The 20224-nt window shown below is 45.4% G+C and carries 16 protein-coding genes; 13 read left to right on the top strand and 3 right to left on the bottom strand.

Going from position 1 to position 20224, the window contains the following annotated elements; all coding sequences use genetic code 11:
* Positions 1-169 precede the first annotated feature (169 nt).
* Genes BLU98_RS15570 through BLU98_RS15560 form a run of 3 tightly spaced genes read right to left on the bottom strand, consistent with a single transcriptional unit; the run spans position 170 to position 4422 of the window.
* A complete protein-coding gene (locus tag BLU98_RS15570; protein ID WP_257575047.1) occupies positions 170-2737 on the bottom strand; it encodes a TonB-dependent receptor domain-containing protein in 2568 nt (855 codons plus the stop codon).
* Positions 2738-2786: 49 nt separating this feature from the next.
* Positions 2787-3797, bottom strand: coding sequence for a FecR family protein (locus BLU98_RS15565; RefSeq protein ID WP_257575046.1), 1011 nt, complete (start codon positions 3795-3797; stop codon positions 2787-2789).
* 40 nt (positions 3798-3837) lie between these two features.
* Positions 3838-4422: an RNA polymerase sigma-70 factor gene (locus BLU98_RS15560; protein ID WP_092726511.1), complete on the bottom strand. Its 585-nt coding sequence runs from the start codon at positions 4420-4422 to the stop codon at positions 3838-3840.
* 106 nt (positions 4423-4528) lie between these two features.
* On the opposite strand from BLU98_RS15560, the gene BLU98_RS15555 reads away from it, so the two are divergent.
* The 13 genes from BLU98_RS15555 to BLU98_RS15495 all read left to right on the top strand — a co-directional run bounded on the left by BLU98_RS15555 (position 4529) and on the right by BLU98_RS15495 (position 20223).
* Positions 4529-7051 carry a DUF5686 and carboxypeptidase-like regulatory domain-containing protein gene (locus BLU98_RS15555; protein ID WP_092726509.1) on the top strand — a complete coding sequence of 841 codons (2523 nt, stop codon included), beginning with the start codon at positions 4529-4531 and terminating at the stop codon, positions 7049-7051.
* Positions 7052-7077: 26 nt separating this feature from the next.
* On the top strand, positions 7078-8613 hold the full coding sequence (locus BLU98_RS15550) for a right-handed parallel beta-helix repeat-containing protein (RefSeq protein WP_092726506.1): 1536 nt from the start codon (positions 7078-7080) through the stop codon (positions 8611-8613).
* Between the two features lie 269 nt (positions 8614-8882).
* Positions 8883-9470: a Pvc16 family protein gene (locus BLU98_RS15545; protein WP_092726503.1), complete on the top strand. Its 588-nt coding sequence runs from the start codon at positions 8883-8885 to the stop codon at positions 9468-9470.
* Between the two features lie 8 nt (positions 9471-9478).
* Positions 9479-10648 (top strand): hypothetical protein, encoded by a 1170-nt coding sequence (locus tag BLU98_RS15540; RefSeq protein WP_092726499.1) that lies wholly within the window; start codon positions 9479-9481, stop codon positions 10646-10648.
* 29 nt (positions 10649-10677) lie between these two features.
* Complete coding sequence (locus tag BLU98_RS15535; RefSeq protein ID WP_092726497.1) at positions 10678-12141, top strand: phage tail sheath family protein; 1464 nt, start codon at positions 10678-10680, stop codon at positions 12139-12141.
* 31 nt (positions 12142-12172) lie between these two features.
* A complete protein-coding gene (locus BLU98_RS15530) occupies positions 12173-12610 on the top strand; it encodes a phage tail protein (RefSeq protein WP_026770128.1) in 438 nt (145 codons plus the stop codon).
* A 37-nt stretch (positions 12611-12647) separates the two neighbouring features.
* Complete coding sequence (locus BLU98_RS15525; protein WP_092726495.1) at positions 12648-13100, top strand: phage tail protein; 453 nt, start codon at positions 12648-12650, stop codon at positions 13098-13100.
* A gap of 8 nt (positions 13101-13108) precedes the next feature.
* A complete protein-coding gene (locus tag BLU98_RS15520) occupies positions 13109-13291 on the top strand; it encodes a DUF5908 family protein (protein ID WP_092726493.1) in 183 nt (60 codons plus the stop codon).
* Positions 13292-13295: 4 nt separating this feature from the next.
* Positions 13296-13979: a CIS tube protein gene (locus BLU98_RS15515; protein ID WP_092726491.1), complete on the top strand. Its 684-nt coding sequence runs from the start codon at positions 13296-13298 to the stop codon at positions 13977-13979.
* Positions 13979-15727, top strand: a complete 1749-nt coding sequence (gene vgrG / locus BLU98_RS15510) for a type VI secretion system tip protein VgrG (protein WP_092726482.1) — start codon at positions 13979-13981, stop codon at positions 15725-15727. The genes BLU98_RS15515 and vgrG overlap by 1 nt, the downstream gene beginning before the upstream one ends.
* Positions 15728-15738: 11 nt before the next feature.
* Positions 15739-16029 (top strand): PAAR domain-containing protein, encoded by a 291-nt coding sequence (locus BLU98_RS15505; RefSeq protein WP_092726479.1) that lies wholly within the window; start codon positions 15739-15741, stop codon positions 16027-16029.
* A gap of 9 nt (positions 16030-16038) precedes the next feature.
* On the top strand, positions 16039-16491 hold the full coding sequence (locus BLU98_RS15500) for a GPW/gp25 family protein (RefSeq protein WP_257575045.1): 453 nt from the start codon (positions 16039-16041) through the stop codon (positions 16489-16491).
* Positions 16492-16497: 6 nt separating this feature from the next.
* Complete coding sequence (locus BLU98_RS15495; protein WP_092726476.1) at positions 16498-20223, top strand: baseplate J/gp47 family protein; 3726 nt, start codon at positions 16498-16500, stop codon at positions 20221-20223.
* The last annotated feature ends 1 nt before the right edge of the window (position 20224 follow it).

The following is a 20224-nucleotide window of genomic DNA, read 5'->3' as shown; positions in this document are numbered from 1 at the left end:
CTTCAATGTCAATCTTACACTGGATTAATCATTTAAACGGAAAAAAACTAGCTCAGATTAAACATGCCCTGAGTTTTCAATAGCACAACACGTTATTTTATAATGATGGGAAAATTGCATTGCTCCGCTAAAGTAATACTTACGCTTACAAACAAATAGTGTTTTCCTGTTAAAACTTATAGCGGAAACTCAGTGTGGGAATGACCGGAATAAAAGAAACCTGTTTAACAACAGCCTGGTGTGTTCCCGGGTCAATGGCGCGATAGGCAAAGAACACGTTGTTCTGGGCATACACATTATAAACTGAAAGCGTCCATTCCGCTTCCCTGCTGCCCGTCCTGGTTTCTTTAACGAGTTTGTAGCTCAGCGATAAGTCGAGCCTGTCATAAGGCGCCAGCCGGTAACTATTTACTTCGAGGGTTTGTGTAGGCACTCCCCCACCGCCACTTCCGTTGTCGTCGTCATATAATGGGTTGCCTCCAGTGGAGCCTGGTGGGTTGGTAGTCAGTGTTTGAATGGTGAAGGCCCTGCCGCTGGCGGCAAAAAAATTGGCAGCCGCCCGCCAGTGTTTATTGAAAGTGTAGGCACCTGTAAGATAAAAGCTGTGCCTCCGGTCATATGCAAAAGGAAACTCCCGGCCCAAGTTCAGCGAATCGAACTGCTGGTAAGCATACGCCAATGAATAGCCCAACCATCCGGTCAATCGCCCCTTTCTTTTCTTCAGGAAAAATTCCGCTCCATAGCTGCGGCCCTTTCCAAAAATCAGGTTGCTATCAAGGCTCACATCCACTGTAGGTGAAGTGCCTCCTCTGAATAACAATTGATTCTCCATCGCTTTGTAATAAACTTCAACACTGGCCTGAAAACTATTGTTACTGAAGTTGTTAAAGAGACCAAGAGAATACTGTTGTGCCGACTGCGGTTTTACCATGCCACTGCTGCCGATCCATATTTCTGCGGGGAAAGAAGCGTTATAACTCTGTACCAGGTGAATGTACTGGTGCATCTGGGTATACGACAATTTGATACTGGTGGCAGGGCTCACAAGGTAACGCAACGATACGCGCGGCTCTATATCCGTATATCGAATACTATCGGAATAGAAGACCGGCGCCCGCACGCCCAGGTACAGGTTCAACCGGTTATTGAACCGTATCTCATCGCTCAGGTAAGCGGCTACACGTGCTGTAAGGTGTTCCGGAATTTCATCGGGTTTGATGTTGTTGATATTACCCGAAGGAGGAATTTTATTCGAGAATGTTGCCGGAAATAATTGTTGCCGCAAAAAATTAATCCCTCCTTTGATGCGGTGTGCCTGACTGGGATAGTAATAAAAATCAACCTTAGCATTGATATCCCTGATGCCCGAATACAATTGGGCAAAATAATCATCCTGCAAAGCGGAAAGCAATTGGTAATAGTTATTGTACATCACCGATGTATTGGCAAACAACCGCTTGCTGAACAAATGGTTCCAGCGTAATGCAAACACTTCATTACCAAACTTATTGCCATAAGTGATGGAAGTGGTATCATCCGGCTGATCTTGGAAAGTATTTCTGTCCTCCCCTTTATAATAACTCAGCAATATCCTGTCACGCTCAGAAAACTGCCAGTTCACTTTGGCGTTCACGTCGTAAAAAGCATAATTGCTGTAATAATTACTTTTTACATTAAAAGCCTGTAAGAGATAATCCAGCATGCTTCTCCGGGCTGATACAAGAAAAGATGCTTTTTTCTTTTTGAGTGGACCATACAATGTCAGTCCCGATACAATGCTGCCCGCCTGCACCACACCGCCAAAATGCTCGTTACTGCCGTCGTTCATGGCAATATCGAGCACCGAACTCACATGATCTCCATAGGAAGCAGGGAAACCACCTTTGAGCAAAGAAGCTCTTTTTATGACCGCTCCATTAAAAATACTCACCGGCTCAAACAAGTGACTGGGATTGTACAAAGTAGCTTCATCGAGTTGAATTAAATTTTGTCCGGCGTTTCCCCCTCGTACAAAAAATCCCGGCGTTCCTTCCATGCCTGCATGAACCCCCGGCTGCATCTCCACTGAGCTGATCACATCACCTGTTCCGCTCACAGACGGTGCATTCGTAAGCATATCGGTAGAAATATCTACCAGGCCTAATTGGTTCAGCCGCAGGTTTTCACTGCTCTTGTCATCTGTCACTACTACATGCGACAACACAGAATCCTGCCGCGCCATCAACCCAATGTTCATCGCAGTATTGCGTGTAGCATTCAGCTTCCGATCTTCTGTACGGTAGCCCACATAAGATACCTGCATTTCCAAATTGGCATTCCTGGGAACAGTCAGCGCATAGAATCCATAGTTGTTGGATACGGTACCTGTTTTTTGTGCCGGCAGGTACACGTCCGCACCAATTAAAAGCTCGCCGGTGCTGGCATCTTTTACATAACCGTTGACCACTATTTTATCGGCTGCATTATTGTTCTGCAATACGATCTGATTGCCGATGATATTATAAGTGATGTCTGTGCCCTGCAACAATATTTTCAATAAAGCAGTCAGGGATATGGGCCCTGATGTATAACTCACCCGTTTCTTCAGTTCCGGCAGATCGGTATTATATGCAAACCGGTAACCTGTTTGCTTTTCAATCAGGCTGAATACCTGTTCAATCGGCTGATTATTGATATTGAGTTGGATGGTAGCGGTAGTGATAACAGACTGCGCATAAAGCCTCTTCCCTGTAAACATAATACAGGAACAGCACAGCATACATGCAGTGATAAAAAATCGGGGCATCCTATTTGTTTTCTTTGTCCTTCAGTATAATAATGCCGTTTTTATCGGTATAGTCAAGGTTGAGTGATGTACAAATGACCTGCAATGCTTTATCGAACGACAGTCCCTGTAAATCGGCTTTCAGTTTTCTTTCGCCGATGGCAGTGCTGCCCAATTGTATTTTCTTTCCGTACACTTTCTCTATTTGTTTCACTACATCTGTAAGGACCGTATGATCGAAATACAACAGGTTTTCACGGTTGGTAACACCCTGGTCAGACGACGGCGCCCATTCTGTAAAATTTTTTTTCACCACATCATAAGCCAGGCTCATGCCGGCCGATAATTCCCTCGTCTCCTGGTTATCCTTTCCCCAAAAAGCTACTTTACCGCTGATGACCGCCAGCTTTATCGTATCGGGCGAACGCCGGATATTGAAACTGGTACCGATATCCTTCACACTCGATTCGTCCATGTTTACCAGGAAAGGTAAATTCGCATTGTGTATTACTTTAAAAAAGGCCTCTCCTTTTATTAGTTGCACCGCCCTTTCGTGCTGGTTATAACGGCCCCCCACCCTCACTTCGGTATATGGCTGCATGGTAATACTCGATCCGTCTGGCAAAGCGATCTCCCTTTGTGTAGTAGTAGTGGCGTAAACCTGCTCGCTTCTGTCCGGCAAGAGGTACCAGACAATACCTGCGGCCATGACGAGTAAAACGGCTGCTATTGCTGTCCACTTCCTTATGAAATGCCCTTTCCCTGAACGCATGATGACTACAGGCGCGGTTGTCTTCTCCTGTAATTGTTGCATCAGTGAGTCCCAGGCAGTTGCTTCATCGGCAGCCTGGTAAGCAGAAAAATCTGCCAGGCGGACGGCCCAGAGCTCCCTGGCCCGCTGATAGGTCTCCCGGTTGGCAGTACTTTCAGCAAGCCATTGTTGCAGCCTGGCGTCCTCTTCAGCAGGAAAATCCGGCTGTAAAGAATCGGCGATCAGGTCCCAGGGGATATTATGTTCAGATAAAGAATCCATTTTCATTCAATATGACAATCAAAAACTACCAAGGTCCTGGTCAATCCCTGAAAAAAAATAATTTCAGCAAGACAATGCCAATAACCAGCAGCTCTCCTGTCACTTTATGTAATTGTTTTAAAGCGTATGTAATATGATTTTTTACTGTTTTGATGGAAATACCCAACTGGTCGGCAATTTCCTGTTGTTTCAGCTGCTCAAAACGACTCAGGCAAAACACCCGCCTGCACTGGTCAGGTAGCTGATTGATGGCTTTGTACAGGGCCGCCTTGAGCTCGTTTTCTTCCATCTGCCGCAACTCATAGGAGGCATCATGCTGCAAGGAATACTGCAAAGACCGTATTTGCGCCAGGTCCCTTTTCTGTTTCTGCAACTGGTTGAGGCTCCTGTTGATCACAGCCCGGTAGATATAAGATACCAGCGATTTTTCAATGATGATCTCAGCGCTGTCTTCCCACAATTTCATGAACACATCATTTACCACTTCCTGCGAAGTATCTGCATCTTTTAAATATTGAAAAGCCATCAAAAAAAAGCGCTTGTAGGCCGACCGGTAAAATTCCTCAAATGCCCTGATGTCTTTTTGCTGTATGCGTATCCAGATAGCTGATTCTTCAGGGGTCATGCAGATAAATAAAAGTTAATGGATTAAAGATAATTATTTTTTTTTTGATTAGGACCATGCGGCCTGTTTGATTGTCTTTTTACTGACAATCATTCAACGGATAAATATGCAAAAAAACTGTACCCGCTTTTTATTGCTCTTTTTGGTTATGGGATGCACTGTTTCTGTAAAGGGACAGCTCATCTCCATAAGCGGTACATTGAAAGATTCGCTGACACAAGCCCCGCTGGTATATTGTTCTGTAAAAGCTACCAACCTGAGAAAAGGCGCGATCACCGATAGCTTAGGGCATTTTGAGCTGATGGTAAGCCCTGATATCGATTCCATGCGGTTCAGCATGATGGGATATCAAACCATTACGCGGGCGATCACAAAGAAAACTTCTCAGGAAATTAATCTCTCCCTCACACCTGAAACCAATACATTGACAGAAGTAGTGGTTTATCCGAAAGGATATGACCCCGCTGTTCATCTTTTCAAAAAAATATTGGAGCACAAAGAACAGAACAACCCTGCTCATTTCAATAACTATCAATCCGAAGTCTATGACAAATTACAATTCGAAGCGGGTAATTTTTCCGAAAAAGCTATCGGAAGCCGCTTACTTAAGCCTTTCTCTTTTGTTTTCACCCATACGGATCCTGGTGCCAGCCCCGCTAAGCCCCGGGTGCCCTTATTTATTACCGAAAGCCTGGCCGATTATTATTACAGTAAAAAACTGGGAAAAGAAAAGACCATTTACAAAGCGAGGCAGGTAACAGGCATACGGAATGAAACCGTTATCCAATACCTGGATGACCTGAAACAACAGATAAACCTGTACGACAATTACCTGATGTTGATGAAAGTATCGTTCATCAGTCCCCTCGCCGATAATGGTTTGAGTTATTACAAATACCACATAGAGGAAAGAAAGACCATCGGTAACCGGAAATATTTCCGGCTCAGCTTTCGCCCTTTGCACAGCAGCAGTAATACTTTTTTCGGCGAATGCTGGGTGATAGACAGAACCTATGCCCTGCAATCCATCAGCGTGCAAATGAATGCCGGCGCCAATATCAACTGGGTGAAAGACATCGCGCTGTCGCAGGATTTTATGCCATTGGGAGCTGATTCAGCCATGGCGATCACTAAGACAATGCTCTCCATTAATTTCATCACGCTTTCAAAAAAATCGCTGGGCTTCACAGGCACGCGTAGCTCCTACTACCGGAACATACGGATCAACGATGCAGTGACTGACAGTGTTTTATTACAGTTGGCAATTGCAGACCAACCAGTCATTACACAACCCGGCACACATTTTTGGGAACAGCATCGCTTTGCACCGCTTACCTCCAGGGAACAATGGGCCTATACTATGATCGATTCTATCAGGAAAGTACCTGCGTATACCACTTACCGTAATATGCTTACAGCGCTGGGAACCGGTTATTACCCGGCGGGTAAAATAGATATCGGTAACCTGTACAAAACTTTTACTGCCAATATCATTGAAGGCCCTCGTTTAAATCTTGGTTTCCGCACCAATGCCAACTTTAGCAAGTGGTATCAGTTCAGGGGCTATGCAGGATTGGGTATGAAGTACAACACATTCAAATATGCGCTCAGTCATTTGTTTATCCTCAACAGAAAAAATTGGGAAACCGTACGGTTGAGTTATGAAGATGATTTTACGCCTTTGTCAGACCACCTCAACGAGCTCAATGAGAATTCCATTTTCGGCGCTTTGATGCGCAGGGTGCCAAGAGGACATATTCAGCTCGTCAACACCGAGCAGGCCAAAATACAATACCAACATTTTTACCAGAATGGATTTTCTGTTCAGCTCTCGCTGGACAAGCGCGTGTTATCGCCCGCTTTCAATACCTATTATACTTATGGAAAATTTACGCCGAATATTGTACACCTTGCATATCCACACCAGGGCAAGACCTATAAAGTGTCCGAAGCATCTGTTGGTATCAGGTATGCATACAAAGAGAAGATCTATGCCGGACCTTTTACAAGGCTCAGCCTCGGCAGCAAATACCCGATTGTTGAATTTAAGTACACACATGGTTTTCAGGTAGAAGGCGGCATGCTGCAGAGTGATTTCGGTTACAATCAATACCGGTTATCGGTTTCACAACAGGTGAACATTCCTTCGCTGGGTAAGATCAATTATACATTGGAAGGAGGAATCACCGACGGTACATTACCCATACTCTTGCTTGATGTAGCAAAAGGAAACGATACTTATTATTACAACCGCTATGCATTCAATAACATGAACCGTTATGAATTCGTGAGCGATCATTATGCCAGTCTGTTGTTGGAACATCATTGGGGTGGCTTCCCCTTCAACCGCTTGCCGCTGTTAAAAAAAGCGAATTGGAGAACCGTCACCAGTTTCCGCGCACTTAGCGGCAGCATGACGGATGCAAATAAAACAGCCAACAAATTCTGCGACAATGCCCTCACCTATCATTTTATCGTACCCGATAAAATACCGTACATGGAAACAGGCGTGGGTATCGAAAACATATTCCGTGTGGTAAGAGTAGATGCTATCTGGCGGCTCACCTACCGCGACAGGCCGGGCATTGTGAATTTCGGACTCAAAGCATCCCTGCAATTCAATTTCTGATATTTCATACAACTAAACCCTGCTTTATGTTTATCAAATATCTGTTGATTTTTCCTGTACTGTTTTACTCCTGTTCCTGTAACAAAGAATATTCTTTTACCCGGCCGGACCAGCAACCGCCTGTTCCTTCGCTTCATACTTATTATGTAGATGGCGCAACCGGCAACGACCAGAACGATGGTCTCAGTCTGGCGCGGGCCTGGAAAACCATCCAACAATCTTTTAATGCTGCACAACCCGGCAGTACCGTTGTCATCAGGGGAGGCACTTATTATGAAGAACTGGTGGTGAACGTGAGCGGAAAACCGGACCATCCCATCACTTTTACCAACTACGCACAGGAAAAAGTAATGATCGATGGTTCAAAGATCCGAGGTAACACCATCCTGTCCATCACAGATAAAGGTTTCCTGGTTTTTAAAAACCTGGTAATACAAAATATTACCAGGAACAATGCCCGGGGCATCCTGGTTTTGGCCAGCCCTAATGGAGCAGCCGGCGCCCTTCATTTCCGTAATATCCGCTTTCAGAACATCAACTGGACCAACAACGCGCAGGCTATTCCCGGCGCCAACGACAATGCACAGCCTTTCATTGCATTAGGACGTGGATTGACGCAAGACAATGCTATTAGCAACCTGGTCATCGATAGTTGCGAATTCAGTCATAATATCACAGGCTTCAGTGAGTCTTTATCGGTCGATGGCAATGTAGATGGATTTTTTATTACCCATAACAAAGTACACGACAACACCAATATTGGCATTGCTGCAGAAGGGCATTATGGAACAAGCGCTACCGCTTCACTGGATCAGGCAAGAGAGGGCGTCATCAGCGAAAATATTTGTTACAATAATGTTTCGCTTTATGCAACAAGCGGTGGTATTTATGTAGATGGTGGAAGAGATATCCGGGTAGACAGGAATGCCAGTTTTCAGAATGGCTACGGAATAGAAGTCGGCAATGAAAAAGACGGCACTACCAGTAATATCAGTGTTACCAATAACCTGATCTACCGGAACAAGGTTTCCGGACTTGCTATCGGTGGATACGATCCCAAAACTACCGGACAGGTGGTTGACTGTATTTTCCGGAACAACAGTTTTTATCAAAACAATACCAACCTCGATGGTTCAGGTGAACTGTATATTACAAAAGCATCCCGTTGCGTGATCGGAAACAATGTGTTTTATACCAACAACCAAAACCTGCTGTTTTCCCTAGTCGATATCTTGCCACAATCCGGTATCAGCCTCGATTACAACGATTGGTTTACTGTTGGAGCCGATGCCGGAAAAACCTGGATCAACTGGCGCAGCCGGCAGTTCAATTCGTTTAAAAATTATAGAGCGGGTACGCAGCAAGAGGCACATTCTATTTTCGCCGACCCGCTTTTCAGCAACGTTGGAACACCAATTCCCGATCTTCATTTACAAACAATGAGCCCTTGTTTGCAACAGGGAAACCCTGCATGGATCATACTTCCGGCTGAAAGAGACTACGATGGAAAGCCCCGGGTCGTGAATGGAAAAGCAGATATGGGTGCGTATCAACGTCAATGAGCAAGCATGTAATAAAAGTTCCGCAAAATGTCAACCGTTATTTGACGGTGAAAGAAAAATTCGGTGTTTTGGACAGAAAAATTCAGTGTTTTTTTCTTCAGATTCAGGTAAAAAATACAGAATTGTTTTTCTACTTTAGTGCCCGTTAAGTACCCCTTTCGTCTGGATTTCCCCTCTTTCTATTTCAACGTTTCAGAGAAGCAGCTTAAAAAAAAATAAAAGGCGCAGGATATTGCTATCGTAGTATCCTGGTAAAATCCAATATCCTTATGATTGCCGAAACGTTTAAATTCCTGAGCGAAGAGCTCAACGGTTACCTATCGCAAAAGCTGGGTGTTACTACAGACCAGCGCCTTGTGCTGGGTAATATAGGCAAAGTGTCTGACAACGATACCAGCGGCACCAACACACTTACCGGGAAAGCCATTCTTTCACTGATCAATGTAGAAGAAGACCGTATTACCAAGCAACAGGATAATTACCTCAAATCCGATACGCAGGTAACCTATAAGAATCCCCCACTCTATTTGAACCTCTATGTGCTGTTCGCCATCAACCGGACCGATTACAGCGATTCACTCAAATGGCTGGCGTATATCATACAGTTTTTCCAACAGCAGCATGTATTCACCCCTGCCAGCAACCCCAATCTCGACGGCCGTATTCAGAAACTGATCGTTGACCTGTACAACCTCAATTTTGAACAGATCAACCAGTTGTGGAGTGTGATCGGTGGTAAGTACCTGCCTTCGGTAGTATATAAAATAAGACAGGTAGTGATAGATGAAAATGCCATTGAGTATGAAAGTGGTTTCATACAGGAGATCGATATTTCAATACCACAGAACTATAAATAGCAGCCACTATGTTGCTCAAATACGCCATACTGCTGAAGGTTGAAATGCTGCACGACTATTACAACGATCTGCGGTGTCCCGATCTGGATTTTGTACCTAGTCGCGATACAGCCGATGCCCTCAAAGGGCACGACATGCTGTACAAAAGCATTGGCAACAAGCTGATCCTGTTGATCAAAACAGACGATACCGGTAAACCTATTATTGTACCCAATTCCTCATTAAAACTTTGCTTTTATGTTAATATCAACAACGTTCGTTTTGCCAATTATACCAATATCAATTTTCATCCTTTCGATGCTACCCGTTTTTATTTCACCAACCTCAACCAAACGAAAGTGGGTACCAGTTTATATTTAAATACTGCTGTTGCGCAATACAACAGTGCCAACAATTACCCTGTTGGCGCTTTGGCAGGCGATGCCATGGGTAATCATTACGAAGCGATCAAATCGAGCAGCAGCAGCAATATCCATGACACATCCAACCCTGGTTACTGGCAGCCCAAAGGAACGGCGCAGTACGTGAACAATGGCGATGGTATATCGTTAGCAGGGGATACTTATTTATTTCATGGTACAGCTAATACCGACTTTACCATCCATATCTATACACTCAACACGGCTACCAGTGCATACGATAATTTACTCACCACCAGTACGATCCACTACCCAACTGCACAACCAACTGTCCCGGTTGACCTGAGCCTGCTGAAGAATGGCAAATACAGGATAGAAGTCAATGGCAGCAGCTCATTGGTTTATCATGATAAAGAAGCGATACTGCAAAACTGTTTTGGCATGGTGGAACTGTTCAACAACCTGCCGGCTGCCAATGATTTTTCCTGGTTCGATGCTACCGGCTTGCCCAAACAATCTACATACAGCATTCGTTTCGCCAACCGTTCAGCCATCTGGAAATACATTGCACGCTCCGGCGATGTAACAGCCATCAAAGACAACGCGTCTGTATACACGTTTAACAATGTGCCGGCGAGTACCGTATTTACTTCTTCAGTTCCCATTCCATTCAAAGAGCAGCCATTGAACAGTCTCTTTTTAGAATCGGCCTCCCTGGGAAATATCTCCCCCATTCCCAATCCCCCTACAAACAGGTTAAGCACCATCATACAGGGAAGCGATCATTATTACTGTGCAGAAAAACACCTGAATTACTAATACCAATACTTCATAAAAACAATTAAAACATGGCAACATCTTACAAAACACCCGGTGTCTACATAGAAGAGATATCGAAGTTTCCGCCATCCGTAGCGGAAGTTGAAACGGCCATCCCGGTATTCATTGGTTACACTGAAAAAGCAGGATTGGCTAATGCGCCTTTGCCCACCATTACCATCAATCCCGGTGGCGGCGATGTGGCAGTGTCGGAGGCAAAACGCATTGAATCATTACTTGAATACATCACTTATTTCGGAACGGGCCCCACGGAACACCTCACCATCAGTATTTCTGAAACGTTTACCGGCGGAGCGGCTGTTTATTCCAAGCTGGTAAGCAGATCAATCACTGCTTCGGTAGTTACGCCAAGCATTCATACGATGTACTACCACATGCAATTGTATTTTACCAATGGTGGTGGCCCTTGCTATATTATCAGTGTAGGCAAAACAACAGAGGGCTCTGTAACCAAGAACAACTTGCTGGCGGGACTGGAGATGGCCAAACGGTATGATGAACCTACGCTGACCGTTTTCCCGCAAGCTGCCAAATTGAGCACTGCAGATGATGCTTACAATATATACAGCCAGGCATTGTTACAGGCTGCTACTTTGCAGGACCGCTTTGTGGTGATGGACTGTTACAATGATGATACAGATACACTGAGGAATGCTGCGAGTTTGACTGATAACCTGAAATATGGAGCGGCTTACCATCCTTTCCTGAGATCGGCCGTTAGTTACAAATACAATCTTACCGATGAAAGTAGCTTAACCATAACGCTGCAACAGGACTTAAACAACGACGGAAATTTCACCGATGCAGGCGAGCCAGCAGTCACTAAAACTTACGCCAGCCTGAATGCAGAACAAAAAACATTGGTAAAAGTGGAGATAGATAAGCTGGGGGTTGTACTCCCGCCCTGTGCAGCCATGGTTGGCGTATACGCCAATGTAGACAACCTGCGCGGTGTTTGGAAAGCACCTGCAAATGTAGGCTTGCAAATGGTGAACGGACTTACCAAGCTGGTCAATGCAGTAGACCAGGCAGCATTGAACGTAGATCCTGTTGCAGGCAAATCGATCAATGTGATCAGGGCGTTCACCGGGAAAGGCATATTGGTATGGGGTGCACGTACCCTGGCCGGTAACGACAATGAATGGCGTTATATCAATGTAAGGCGATTCTGCATCATGGTAGAGATCAGCAGCAAGCTGGCTTCCGGCACTTTTGTGTTCGAACCCAATGATGCCAATACCTGGGCCAAAGTACAGGGTATGCTGGAGAATTTCCTCACCCTGCAATGGAGGGCCGGTGCATTACAGGGTGCCAAACCATCCGATGCTTTTTATGTAGCGGTGGGACTGAACAGGACCATGACTGCGCAGGATATACTGGAAGGCCGTATGATCGTTGAAATAGGTATGGCTGTAGTAAGACCCGCAGAATTCATTATCCTCCGCTTCAGTCAAATGATGGCCAAAAGCTAACCCTCATCCATAAAATTTAAAAATCAAAACAATGGCAACAGCAAACACATACCCTATACCAAAATTCCATTTCCGTGTAGAATGGGGTGGCTCACGCATCGGCTTTTCGGAAGCTACGGGACTCGATAAGCAGATCGAAGCCATCGAATACCGGGAAGGCTCCAGTCCTACTTATTCCAAGATCAAAATGCCCGGCCTGCACAAGTTCAGCAACATCACGCTGAAACGCGGCACGTTCGAGGGTGATAAAGAATATTACAAATGGATCAATACGGTCAACCTCAACAAAGTAGAGCGCCGCGATGTAACCATCAGCCTGCTCAATGAGAACCACGACCCTGTTATTACCTGGAAAGTGATCAACGCCTTCCCGGTAAAAATACAGGCAAGCGATCTCAAAGCCGATGGTAATGAAGTGGCCATTGAAACCCTGGAACTCGCGCATGAAGGGTTGGATGTGCTGATGTAAAACAGCGATCATTGTTTAACAGGTAAAAGAACAAGCCATGGCTGATACATCGGCAGGCGGATATTATCCACCGGTGGGGTTCCATTTCAAGGTTGAGTTCATTGGCGTTGGTAACGACAACGACACCCGGTTCCAGTCGGTCAGCGGACTCACCGTTGAATACGACACCGAATCATTCAAAGAAGGTGGAGAGAACCGCTATGAACATAAGTTGCCGGTGCGTACCAAGTACCCCGACCTGTCATTGAAAAGAGGCATGCTCACCGATTCGGATGTGATCAATTGGTGCATCAAAGCCTTTCGCGACAGGCAGTTCGATCCGGTACAGATCAGCATCATGCTGCTCAATGAACAACACCAGCCACTTAAAACATGGAATATATTCAATGCATGGCCCAAGAAATGGTCGGTATCGGATTTTAATGCACAGGAAAATACCGTGGTAGTGGAAACCCTGGATCTCTGTTATAGTTATTTCACCATTCAATAGTACTGCTCATGCCCATTGAAATAAGAGAACTGGTTATCAAAGCAACGGTCAACAACCCGAATCCGCAGGCAGAGGAAACGGTTCAACCACCGGCTGCACAAGGTGGCGGGGCAAAAACAGACCTGGACGGTATCGTGTCGCAATGTGTGGAACAAGTGCTCGACATCATACAGAACAAGAAAGAAAGATAACAACATGCTCGAAAAAGTTCAGATCATAGCGTACAATAACCAGGATTATGCAGATAGTCACAAAGTGAATGATCCGGGCAATCCTTTTAAAGCCATGATCAATCCGGAGAATTATTCGCTGGATTATAAAGTGGAGTTTACGGAAGGACAAGGACATGGTACGAGTACAGCACACCAGCGTTTCAATTTCAAGAAGCCGGATGAAATGTCTTTCGAATTTCTGTTCGATTGCACCGGTATCATCGATAATAATCCAAAAGAGAGTATACACGATGATGTGGAAGCATTCAAAAAACTCCTGCTGGAATACGACAGCGATTCACACGAGCCCAGGTTCTTCAAAGTGATATGGGGTACTTTTATATTCAAAGGACGTTGTACGGCATTGACCATCAATTTCAAATTATTCAATTCTAATGGATCACCCATTCGCGCCGTATGCAAGACCACATTCAAAGGCAGTATCGATGAGCAGTTGCGCGTGGCAACAGAAAATGCACACTCTCCCGATATCACACATTACCGCGTGGTAAAAAGCGGCGAGACTTTGCCATGGCTGTGTTACCTGGTTTACGGCGATTCAAAATATTATATGCAGGTAGCCAGGGTGAACAACCTGGTCGATTTCAGGAACCTGCAACAAGGCCAACAATTATTCTTCCCCCCTATTGATAAAAACAGCGTTTAATGCCCAACGAAAGGACCATACCATCTGAAGCATCCAAAAGCGTATGCACATTTACCATCCTATCGGGCGGCAATGCGGTGTCCAGGACTTATCAAGTGATGGCCATCGCAGTTAATAAAGAGATCAACCGCATACCCGTTGCTACCATCATACTGGTAGACGGAGAACCTTCGAAAGAAACCTTCGCCATCAGTAACACGCCCGATTTTGAACCGGGCAAAGAGATCGAGATCAAGGCCGGTTACCGGAGTGATGAGAAAACGATTTTCAAAGGCATCATTATCAAACATGGCATCAAAGTGCGGAAGACGAGTTCGGTATTGGTGATAGAATGCAAAGACAAAGCTGTTAAGATGACTGTGACCAGTAAGAGTAAATATTTCAAGGACAGCAAAGACAGTGATGTGATGGAACAACTGATCGGCGCACATCAACTGGATAAAGATGTAAGCGCTACCAACCTGCAACATAAAGAACTGGTACAATACAATACAACCGATTGGGACTTCATCATGTGCCGCGCAGATGCCAATGGTCTTTTATGCATCCCCAACGATGGCAAGATCACCATTGCCAAACCCAATTTCTCCGGTGATGCCGTACTTACTGTGCAATACGGCGCTACCGTGCACGACCTGGATGCTGAGATCGACGCCCGCTTCCAGTTAAAAGGCGTCAAAGCAACGGCCTGGGACCCATCGCAACAAAGCCTGGTAGATGGTATAGAAGCCGCAGATGCTGGTGTGCCCCAAGCAGGTAATATCAGCGCCAACACACTTGCAGGTGTTATTGGCGACGATGATTATGTGTTGAAACACAGCGGCAAACTGGTTGACCAGGAGCTGCAGCAATGGGCCAATGCCAAACTATTGAAACACCGCCTGGCTAAAATAAGAGGCAGGGTAAGCACCGATGGTACGGCTGCTGTGCTGCCCGGAAAGATCATCCAGGTCAATGGCGCAGGCGACCGGTTCAACGGAAAATTATTTGTTACCGGTGTGCGGCATGAAATACAAAAAGGGAACTGGCTCACCACTTTTCAATTTGGTGTAGAGCCCGAATGGTTTGCACAAACCTACGATGTGCAACAGCCGATGGCAGGCGCGCTATTACCTGCCGTACAGGGATTGCAGTTAGGGGTGGTAACCAAACTCGAAAGCGATCCCGACGGAGAAGACCGGATCATGGTACGCTTGCCACTGATCGATACCGGTGATGATGGGATATGGAGCCGCGTGTGCTCTTTGGATGCAGGTGATAAGCGGGGCATGTTTTTCCGCCCCGAAATTGGCGATGAAGTGATTGTGGGATTCATCAACAACGATCCGCGCCACGCAGTGATACTGGGTATGTGCAACAGCAGTAAAAAACCCGCTCCCCTCCAGGCAAGTGACCAAAACAATGAGAAAGGATATGTATCACGCAGCGCCATGAAAATGATCTTCAACGACGACAAAAAAACAATCAGCATAGAAACACCCGGCGGAAACAAAGTATTGATATCGGAAGAAAATAAGACCATCAAAATGGAAGACCAGAACGGCAATAAGTTCACCATGGATGAAAACGGCATCAAGCTGGAAAGCATCAAAGACCTGACTTTAAAGGCTGCCAACGAATTCCAGGCGCAGGGCCTGAATACGACGGTTAAAAGCGATGCGCAATTGAAAGTGCAGGGCGGTTCCGGTGCAGAAGTTTCATCGGGCGGCAATACAGCCGTAAAAGGATCCATTGTTCAAATCAACTAAAACGAATGATTATGCCAGCAGCAGCAAAGATTGGAGATATGCATACCTGTCCTATGATGAACGGACCGGTGCCACATGTAGGCGGACCTGTAACAGGCCCCGGCTGTGCCACTGTGCTCATCGGTGGCATGCCGGCCGCATGTGTGGGCGACATGCTCACTTGTGTGGGACCACCTGATACGATTGTACAAGGTTCGGCTACGGTAATGATCGGCGGAGCGCCGGCAGCAAGACAGGGAGATACCACAGCACACGGAGGCGTTATTGTAATGGGTACACCTACTGTGATCATTGGAGGATAAAACAACATTATGGCAACAATTACAGCAATCAACGACGATTTCCTGGGCAAAGGATGGAGCTTCCCTCCCAACTTCAACGCAGGCAATGCAGGCGTGGACATGACGGAAAAAATGGAAGACATCCACAAAAGCCTGGAGATATTACTCACTACCACGATCGGCGAACGCGTGATGGAACCCAAATACGGCTGCAATATGGTAGACCTGTTGTTCGAACCGCTGAACACTACAACGGTTACCATCATGAAAGACCGGATACAAACGGCCATACTGTATTTCGAACCGAGGATCGATGCCAAAAACATTGAACTCGATATGGATGATAAAATAGAAGGTGTGGTGCTGATCAAAATTGAGTATGTGGTGCGCGCTACAAACTCAAGGTTCAATTTTGTTTACCCCTATTATAAAGACGAAGGAACTGAATTACAAATGGTGACTACCAACACACAGATAGCCTGATAAATTATGAGTTGCGACAATAAAAATCCTTTACAGCGAAATGGCACCGGCCAGCAGCAACGCATGCCCGAAGCCCTGAAAGACGGCTATGTGCTGGTGGAAGAACGCGACTATAAAGAATGGATCGTATTTGCCAGCCAGTTCGCGCAATGGATCAAATATTTTGATACTACCAACCAGCCCAATGGCAACTGGCAGTCCTTTTTCACCTCAGATATATCGGCTGTGCTTGGCACTATCGCCATACAGGATATAGACGAATACAGGCGCAGTTTCAAAGAAAAATTTGATGTACTCAGGGCCGATAAGAACAAACTGAAGACCGATCTGCTGAAAGAAACTTTCAACGGGTTATTCGGTGGCATACTTACTTTATGTGTGGCGATAGATGCTGCGGCTGCAAAATTACCCGATGGCAATCCATTGAAGGAAACCATCCAAAACCTGGTGCGCTCCAAATTGCAAAATGAATTCACGCAATTGTTGGCAGTGTACAAAGGCGCATCAATAGCCAGTCTTGTGAAAGAAGCAACTTATCCTGACTGGATCATTTTGAATAAACAGGTAAAAAGCCCTTCTCATATTCTCACAAATGACCAGCTATCAGCCGCCTGGCTGAATGGCGCTGCCACACTCAATGATTATTACCAGGCTGCCGGTCTGGCTGCGAATACAGAAATATTCGGAACAGGTACGGAACCCTGGCAGAAGATACACCACGCGGTGAATCATAATTTATTCACCGGCATTTTCGAGCAGTTCCTCAAAGCCTATACCCGTATCATCAGCGATGCAGAGCATTTGTTGTTACAAACCCTCAGTAACTGGAGCAGTCATGCACCACATTATACTTTGTTCCTGACTTTTCTGAAGCTGTTCAAATACGCCAAAGCAGGCATCAATACACTTACCCAACGCCATCTCGACTTTTATTATAAGGAAGTATTGTCGCTCGTGCCCAGGGCCGAAATACCCGATCATGTACACCTGGTAATGGAACTGGCCAAACAGACAAATGAATACATGCTTGCCAAAGGCAGTTTGTTCAAAGCAGGTAAAGACAGTTTGGGAAAAGAATTGTTTTACGCACTCGATAAAGACACAGCATTCAATAAAGCGTCCATCGCAGCATTGATGAATGTGTACAAAGGCGATGCAGATGATAAGACAGGTAAGATCAACAACAAAGGAAGACTCTTTGCGGCAGCCATAGCCAATTCACAGGATGGAAAAGGTGCAGAGTTGAAATCGCTCAATAAAGAATGGCATCCGTTTTTCATCAAGACCTACGCAGATGGCAAACTGAAATCCATCGATACGCCCCGGGCGCAAGTGGGATTTGCAGTTGCTTCGCACTACCTCTACCTTACGGAAGGGGAACGGGCAATTGACCTCACCATGCAGTTTGCCGGCGGCACTTACGAGGATATATCCGAAACCGGTGCCTTTGAATGTTACGCTACTACTGACAAAGGGTGGTATCGGATCAAAACCTATGAAATATTTTGTAACACCAACAGTTCGGGTAAAGCCTATTATACCGTTCATATTATGTTGAACGGCAATGAACCGCCCATCACCAATTATGTGGCAGCTGTTCACGGCGGCTCATTCAATTGTAACCTGCCGGTAGTGAAAGTTTATCTCAACCAGGGCGATGACATGTTTTATTATTACGATTCGCTGAGTGGATTGAAAATAGAAGATATCAAAGTGTCCGTATCCGTTGGCAATAGCAGTACGTATAGTCAAAGCGGATTGAAACAATTATCGGTAGCCAATGATGCCGGACTGGTAGATACTTCCAAACCTTTTCAACCTTTTGGCGCTTTGCCAAAAGCAGGCTCTTCAATATTCATTGGTAATAAAGAATTATTCTGTAAAAAGAATGCAGCCGTTGTATTGAATATTGAATGGAAAAATCTTCCGGCCAATGGCACACAGATCATTTTTCCCGCCGGCACGGCGCCAGGTGCAGCATTCAGACACCTGGCGAAAGGTGTCTGGACCAAAGACCTGGATACTTCCATTTTCAATGGCAGCACGGCAAAAGTAGCAGTTACCAATGCAAGTGGCAAAGCCATTCCATTGGCAGATGAAACCATTGTGGATTATGCAGATACTTATCAACCTTATAACGGCAGCAGTAATAAAGGTTTCTTAAGATTGAGCCTGAACAATGATTTGGGCAACGACGCTTACCAAAATCAGAGGATCGTTTACCTGGTTAAATTGGCCAAAAATCCTACCATCACCGATCAACCACCCGTTGCACCGTACACCCCCATGATCAGCTCACTCTATGCAAGCTATACCGCTTCTACCAACAGCCAATTGAACAAACAAGATCAAGCGGTTTACAATGAAAGAACAGCACGCTATTTCCATCTTTATCCTTTTGGAGAAAGCGAGCAACACGCCTACCTGAACAAAAATGCAACGCTTGATTTTCTTCCGCAATTCACACACGCAGAAGAAACCAAAGATCATATAGCAGATAACGGTTCTTTTTTCATTGGGTTAAAAGACCTGAAGCCACAGCAAAGCGTTAATGTGTTGTTTCAGGTAATGGAAGGCACCAGCGATCCTACCCTCTCTGTTACGGGTACATTGATCCATTGGAGTTATTTGCGCAATAACCAGTGGAAACCATTTGATGAACAGTCAGTTGTTGATCAAACCAGGAGCCTCCGGCAGTCGGGCATTATTTCCTTTCAGATACCGGAAGACGCCACACTGCAACACACCATGATGCCAACCGGATTAATTTGGCTGAAAGCATCGGTTTCACCGCCCAATAAACCGGCTGCTGTATGCAAGCTCTTACATGTTGCTGCGCAAGCAGCTGCGGTCAGCTTTGCAGACCAGCACAACGCGCCTGATTTTCTCAACAATGCGTTGCCGGCCAATACCATTTCAAAATTGAAAGACCCGGTATCTGATGTGAAAAAGATCAGTCAGCCCTACCCTTCTTTCGGTGGCAAACCGGTGGAGACCAGCACTCATTTTTATATGCGGGTGAATGAAAGGCTGCGGCATAAAGACAGGGCCATTACCATCTGGGATTATGAACGGCTGGTGTTGGAAGCTTTTCCGGAAATACACCGCGTTAAATGCCTGAACCATACCAAATACATCAACAAAGATTACAACGAAGTAGCGCCCGGACATGTTACAGTGATCACCATACCCGATCTCGTCAACCGCAATGACATCAACCCTTTGCGACCCTATACCAATGCCGATACGCTCGACCAGGTAAAAGAATTCCTGCAAAAAAGGATATCCTGTCATGTACAGTTGAATGTTTGTAACCCTGTTTTTGAAGATGTGTTGCTGGAGTTCAACCTGAAATTATTTTCCGGTTATGAATTCAGCTACTACAGCAATTTGCTGAAAGAAAGCATTACTGCATTGCTCAGCCCATGGGCTTATGGTAAAGCAGATGATATACGCTTTGGAGGTAAAATAGAAAAATCGGTGCTCATCAATTTTATTGAAAGCCAGTATTACGTGGATTATATCACCGATGTAAAAATGTATCACCTCACCGAAGACAACCAGGCAACACTTACAGATGAAGACGAGATAACGGCTTCCATGGCCATATCCATCCTGGTATCGGTGCCGGCAGACAAACACCTGGTGCATCAAATACCCGATGATACGGCAACAAACAAGATAACGATCTGTAAAGACGAGTATAACAAACTAACCCATGAAAAGGATTGAG

Origin of the sequence: Hydrobacter penzbergensis (assembly GCF_900106985.1) — a bacterium.
GTDB classification, from domain to species: domain Bacteria; phylum Bacteroidota; class Bacteroidia; order Chitinophagales; family Chitinophagaceae; genus Sediminibacterium; species Sediminibacterium magnilacihabitans.
This window is presented reverse-complemented; position numbering and strand designations above follow the sequence as displayed.

What these genes read in the sequence shown, in the direction of transcription:
- BLU98_RS15520 (WP_092726493.1), top strand. Translation starts at nt 13,109, where the DNA reads ATGCCCATTGAAATAAGAGAACTGGTTATCAAAGCAACGGTCAACAAC.
- BLU98_RS15530 (WP_026770128.1), top strand. Translation starts at nt 12,173, where the DNA reads ATGGCAACAGCAAACACATACCCTATACCAAAATTCCATTTCCGTGTA.
- BLU98_RS15560 (WP_092726511.1), bottom strand. Translation starts at nt 4,422, where the DNA reads ATGACCCCTGAAGAATCAGCTATCTGGATACGCATACAGCAAAAAGAC.
- BLU98_RS15515 (WP_092726491.1), top strand. Translation starts at nt 13,296, where the DNA reads ATGCTCGAAAAAGTTCAGATCATAGCGTACAATAACCAGGATTATGCA.
- BLU98_RS15565 (WP_257575046.1), bottom strand. Translation starts at nt 3,797, where the DNA reads ATGGATTCTTTATCTGAACATAATATCCCCTGGGACCTGATCGCCGAT.
- BLU98_RS15550 (WP_092726506.1), top strand. Translation starts at nt 7,078, where the DNA reads ATGTTTATCAAATATCTGTTGATTTTTCCTGTACTGTTTTACTCCTGT.
- BLU98_RS15540 (WP_092726499.1), top strand. Translation starts at nt 9,479, where the DNA reads ATGTTGCTCAAATACGCCATACTGCTGAAGGTTGAAATGCTGCACGAC.
- BLU98_RS15570 (WP_257575047.1), bottom strand. Translation starts at nt 2,737, where the DNA reads ATGTTTACAGGGAAGAGGCTTTATGCGCAGTCTGTTATCACTACCGCT.
- BLU98_RS15555 (WP_092726509.1), top strand. Translation starts at nt 4,529, where the DNA reads ATGCAAAAAAACTGTACCCGCTTTTTATTGCTCTTTTTGGTTATGGGA.
- BLU98_RS15495 (WP_092726476.1), top strand. Translation starts at nt 16,498, where the DNA reads ATGAGTTGCGACAATAAAAATCCTTTACAGCGAAATGGCACCGGCCAG.
- BLU98_RS15535 (WP_092726497.1), top strand. Translation starts at nt 10,678, where the DNA reads ATGGCAACATCTTACAAAACACCCGGTGTCTACATAGAAGAGATATCG.
- BLU98_RS15545 (WP_092726503.1), top strand. Translation starts at nt 8,883, where the DNA reads ATGATTGCCGAAACGTTTAAATTCCTGAGCGAAGAGCTCAACGGTTAC.
- BLU98_RS15505 (WP_092726479.1), top strand. Translation starts at nt 15,739, where the DNA reads ATGCCAGCAGCAGCAAAGATTGGAGATATGCATACCTGTCCTATGATG.
- BLU98_RS15525 (WP_092726495.1), top strand. Translation starts at nt 12,648, where the DNA reads ATGGCTGATACATCGGCAGGCGGATATTATCCACCGGTGGGGTTCCAT.
- BLU98_RS15500 (WP_257575045.1), top strand. Translation starts at nt 16,039, where the DNA reads ATGGCAACAATTACAGCAATCAACGACGATTTCCTGGGCAAAGGATGG.
- vgrG (WP_092726482.1), top strand. Translation starts at nt 13,979, where the DNA reads ATGCCCAACGAAAGGACCATACCATCTGAAGCATCCAAAAGCGTATGC.